5 protein-coding genes and 1 pseudogene are annotated in these 5,112 nt (G+C 41.0%); 5 read left to right on the top strand and 1 reads right to left on the bottom strand.

Translation table 11 applies throughout. The features are described 5' to 3' along the window. A pseudogene (locus Q1V93_RS15430) lies at window positions 1–569 on the bottom strand (flagellar motor protein MotB); the annotation flags it as partial. Between the two features lie 339 nt (window positions 570–908). Between Q1V93_RS15430 and Q1V93_RS15425 the strand changes: the two are divergent. The 5 genes from Q1V93_RS15425 to mtnA all read left to right on the top strand — a co-directional run. After that, a complete protein-coding gene (locus tag Q1V93_RS15425) occupies window positions 909–1,451 on the top strand; it encodes a cupin (RefSeq protein WP_300665891.1) in 543 nt (180 codons plus the stop codon). A gap of 72 nt (window positions 1,452–1,523) precedes the next feature. Beyond that, on the top strand, window positions 1,524–2,219 hold the full coding sequence (gene mtnC, locus Q1V93_RS15420) for an acireductone synthase (protein WP_300665889.1): 696 nt from the start codon (window positions 1,524–1,526) through the stop codon (window positions 2,217–2,219). A gap of 119 nt (window positions 2,220–2,338) precedes the next feature. Then, window positions 2,339–3,052, top strand: coding sequence for a T9SS type A sorting domain-containing protein (locus Q1V93_RS15415; protein ID WP_300665887.1), 714 nt, complete (start codon window positions 2,339–2,341; stop codon window positions 3,050–3,052). A 39-nt stretch (window positions 3,053–3,091) separates the two neighbouring features. Continuing rightward, entirely contained in the window at window positions 3,092–3,982 is an 891-nt protein-coding gene (locus tag Q1V93_RS15410; protein ID WP_300665886.1) for a T9SS type A sorting domain-containing protein, read from the top strand. A gap of 85 nt (window positions 3,983–4,067) precedes the next feature. Beyond that, a partial coding sequence (mtnA, locus tag Q1V93_RS15405) for an S-methyl-5-thioribose-1-phosphate isomerase (RefSeq protein WP_300665884.1) occupies window positions 4,068–5,112 on the top strand: 1,045 nt, incomplete at its 3' end.

Below are 5,112 nucleotides of genomic sequence, written 5' to 3'. Positions count from 1 at the left end.
AATGCTTTCAATGCATCAACCCCTTTTGGTTCAACGGTTGTAGATCCGGATTTGAACAGGAGTTTATCCGACATGGAAACGTATACTTTCCCGTCGCGAATTTCCATTGTAAGCTCATCAGAGTTAAACCCAACCAATGCATCACGTAAAGTCTGATTCAGTTTTTTCGTCAGCTCGTCCTGGCGCGCAATAATAGCCTGCATTTCGCGAAGCATGCGTTCTTTTTCCTGAAGGTCTTTGTCTTTGTTCTGAAGATCTTTATTCTTGTTTTGAAGTTCCAACTCTTTTTGACTCAGCTGTGCGGACTTGTTTTGATTGATATCTTGCTCTCCGGTGAGCCTGTCGCGAAGGGTGTTGTTTTCAGCAGTAAGCTGCTCATTCACTGATTTTTGGTTTGCAAGAGAACCACACAATGAATCACGTTCTGTTACAACTGCCTGAAGTCGTTTTCCGCCTTGTTTTTTCTCAGGAATCGGATCACCGCACTTATAAATGGGTTTACAAGAGGACACTGCCAGCATTCCAACGGCCAGCGTGCTCATCAGAATAGATTTGTTGAATACTTTCATAACTCTTTGTATTATAATTGGAATTACCAAAGAAAAGAAATTCTGAACAGGGATCGGAAATTATTTATCCTTTTTTAAGGATTTTGCAGGTGTCGATCCGAGTGAAAGAACTATTTCAGGAGATTAAATTCCTGACATCTTTCGTTTTATACCGGAACAGCTGAGTTTACGCCTGAAAACTTAATAAGAGAACAAAAAGGACGGAAAGATGAATCAGAGGATCTGAAATACTAGTCTATAAAACAAGTAGAATAGTGTCGTTTAAATGAGTGCATTTGAAAAAAGTATCTTAATTTTGTACGGAACACAGTTTCCATTTTATTCTTATAACGTTAGCACATGGCAATATTATCTATTCCTGATTTGAATAAAACCATTCACAACGCAGGTGAAATCAGACAATTTATGAATGACCGCGGAATCTTCTTTGATCAGTGGGATGCACCGGTTGCTTTTCGGGATGATGCTACGCCGGAACAAATTTTGGAAGCTTATGCGAAGGATCTGAATCCGTTCATGAAAGCAGGAGGTTATCAAACGGCTGACGTAATTACCATCAATCACCTGACGGAAAATTACGAGGCGATCCGCACCAAATTTTTGGCAGAACATACGCATTCGGAAGATGAGATCCGCTTTTTTGTGGATGGAGAAGGACTTTTTTGGTTTAATCTGGAAACAGAGCCCGTTTTTAACCTGCTGTGTGAAAAAGGAGATTTGATTTCGGTTCCTGAAGGTACGAAACATTGGTTCGATGCCGGAGAAGCAAATCCTTTTGTAAAAGCAATTCGTATTTTTATTGACATGAGTGGGTGGATTCCGGAGTATACGGGGTCTGAACTGGAAAAGCGATTTGCAGATTTTAAAGTTGCAAAAAAATGAATTTAATTATTTGCGAATTAGTCATTTTGTCAATTCGCAATATTACGAATTCCCTTATAGACATTGACGAAAATGACATTAAAACAACCCCGGTATATTCTCACAGACATTGAAGGAACAACTTCTTCGATCTCTTTCGTGGCAGAAGAATTGTTTCCTTATTTCAGGAATAATATCAGCTCTTTGCTAACACTGAAGGAAAACCCGATTGTAAAAGAAGCTTTTGAACAAACCGTTCAGCTTGCGAAAACGGAAGATGGTGAAACACTTTCCACAGACCATGAAATCATTGAAAAATTGCATCAGTGGAGTGTTGAAGACCGTAAAATTACACCGTTGAAAACCTTACAGGGAGTTTTGTGGGACAAAGGATATAAAGACGGAATCCTGAAAGGACATGTTTATCCGGAAGTTGCCGCTTGTCTGAAGAAATGGAAAGATCAGGGAATCAACCTGGGGGTTTTCTCATCCGGTTCTGTTCCGGCACAAAAACTCATTTTCGGTTACAGTGTTTCCGGGGATTTGACACCTTGTTTCTCCAATTATTTCGATACCAACACCGGTGGAAAACGGGAAGCAGACACCTATGCGAAAATTGCCGATATTCTGGATGTGAATCCTGCAGAAATCCTGTTTTTAAGTGATATCGTTGAAGAATTGCAGGCAGCCGATTCCAAAGGGCTTCAAACCATTCAACTGGTTAGGGCTGGTACACAGCAAGTTTGGAGCGCCTTTGCTCACTCGTTTGAAGAGATTACGTTCGAATAAATACAGAAGAATCAATCGCGTATACAATACACGATTTTGTAGTGGAGAGTAGTTTTGATTTTCAGTAGTTTGGTTTCGCTGATCCGATAAGCGGAAGGCCAAATTTAAACTACATCACTATGAAAAGAACACTACTTTCACTGAGCATCATTTCACTTTGCTTTTTAGCGAATGCGCAACGTTCCGTTGATTTACAACTGGAAGTTACGTCACATTCGGACGGTGATTTTATCATTACCGAAGGCCCGATTGACTTTACCGGAGAGGTTTCGAATGCGGGAACTGAAACTTTAGAAGCCGCAGATTCCGTTTATTACTATATCATTGTTTATATAGATGGTTTTACTGATAGTATACCATTGTCGTTTGGTGCCGGAAGTGCTGCTATTTATACCGGAATTCCATATTTCCAGGGACAAAGTTTTACAGCTACTCATACCATTGGGTTTTCTGCCGGGTTTAATGGTGAACCGGGCGAATTATGTGTATACGGAAAACCGGTAAACAGAACAAATCCGATCTCGGATCCGGTATTAGTAAACAATAAGCAGTGTGTTTCGGTCACTTTTATTGATGAAGCCGATCTTTCTGTTGGAGAAAATAAATCAGATAAAATTCAATTATCTCCAAATCCGTCGAACACTTGTTTTTCTATTAAAAATGTGGAAGAAAATTCGGTTTTATCGATTACAGATCTGAACGGCAATGCAATCGGGTTTACACAAAATGCAGCGCATCAAATTGATTGTTCAGGCTGGAAAAACGGCATTTACCTGGTTTTTATTTCCGATTCGAAAGGAAATTTTGTGGAGCGAATGGTCGTTTCGCATTAAAACTACGTCTTAAGTTAAATGCTCACTAAATTGATCGTTATGAAAAGACTACTTACTCTTATGGCATTTGGAGTGCTGAGTTTTTCGCTCCAAGCACAAATTCCGAATAATGGATTTGAAACATTGAATGCTGATAACAATGTCAGCCAATGGTCTAAATCATTTTTAACCGTTATCTGGATCGATTCTACCGGAGAATCACACGGAGATTCCATTGTTTTTGATAGTCCGAATCATGCACTTTATCTTCCTACAACCGATGCTCATTCAGGTCAATATGCACTTGAAATGCGGAATGCATTCAATGTTACATCGAATGTAGGAATTGCAGGCGGTGCTTTTTTATCAGGAACAGATACTTACGACATTGGTTTTGTGACCTCTATTCCCGTAAGTCCTATTTTGCCTGAAACATTTAGTTTTTACTACAAGTATTTTCCACTCGCTTCCGATTCGGCACAAGCAATTGCAACGATGTATGATTCGGATGGAATTCAAATCGGGGAAGCTGTTCTGACATTGGGTGGAACCGTCAGTAATTATACTTTAGCAAGTGCATCAATTGTGTATTCGGAAGTGAGACCGGTGGAAAACATTGCGATCGCTTTCGCTACAGCTACTCCGGGTAATGAACCCACTTTTGGAACGCGTTTTATTGTTGACGATGTTTCTTTGGATGGAAGTTTGGGATTGAATGAACAGAAAAATTCGTTTTCGTTGTTTCCGAATCCTGCCAATTCGAATTTCGTGATCGACGGGTTAACGGGCAACGAATCTTTTTCACTCTTTCATGTGAGCGGAGAACAAGTGGATGTTAATTTGAATCAATCCGGAAAGATAGATTGTTCTTCCTGGCCAGGCGGAGTTTACTTTTTACATGTTTCAAACGAATCCGGAACAACTGTTAAGAAACTGATTGTTTCACATTAATTCTTGCGGTTTAAAGTTCTGAAAATGCATTCGTAGTCGGTGGATTTGTCTCAAATAGATTAATTTTGCGTCAGAAATTTGGTTTATGAGTGCATTTAGAACGATTTGGACAACGGAAGAGAAGGATGTAGAAGTGATTGATCAACGAAAACTACCACACGAATGGGTCGTTGAAAAATTGACTTCCTATAAAGATGCGGAACGGGCAATCAAAGATATGGTGGTTCGCGGGGCTCCTTTGATCGGTGCAACTGCTGCTTATGGAATTTACCTGGCTGCACGTGAAGGAGCAGATATGAACCAGGCTTTTGCTGATCTGCGAGCTTCAAGACCGACGGCTGTGAATTTGTTCTGGGCTTTGGACCGAATGAAAAAAGCATTGGAAAATGCAGATAACGTTGTTGAAACAGCATGGAAAGAAGCAGCGCAGATCGTAGAAGATGACGTTGAAACATGCCGTATGATCGGAGTTCACGGTTTGCCGTTGATTGAAGCGATTTCCAAAAAGAAAAACGGAGAAGTTGTCAATATTCTGACTCATTGCAATGCCGGAATGTTGGGCTGTATCGAGTGGGGAACAATCACATCACCGATTTACCAGGCTTTGCAAAAAGGAATCAAAGTACATGTGTGGGTGGATGAAACCCGTCCGCGTTTGCAAGGTGCGAATCTGACCTGTTACGAATTAACCCGCCACGGTGTTCCGCATACGCTGATCGTGGATAATCAGGGCGGACATTTGATGCAGCACGGAATGGTTGATCTATGTATTGTTGGAACGGACCGCACAACCCGAAACGGAGATGTGGCGAATAAAATCGGAACATACCTGAAAGCATTGGCGGCACATGATAATCAAATTCCTTTTTACGTGGCATTGCCGTCAACAACGCTGGATATGACGATTCGTGACGGATTGAAAGAAATTCCGATCGAACAGCGCAACCAGGACGAAGTGCGTTATGTGGTAGGAAAAAGCAAAGTTTCAGGCCAGTTGGATGAAGTATTGATTTGTCCCGAAACAACGGAAGCCAGTAATTACGGCTTTGACGTAACGCCGGCCCGTTTGGTTACAGCTTTAATTACCGAACGCGGAGTTTGTAAGGCAAACGAAGCAGGGTTGACAGAAT

It is taken from the genome of Fluviicola sp., from assembly GCF_030151805.1.
GTDB lineage: Bacteria > Bacteroidota > Bacteroidia > Flavobacteriales_D > Crocinitomicaceae > Fluviicola.
Note: the sequence above shows the minus strand (reverse complement) of the source record. Positions and strands in the feature narration are given on the sequence as shown.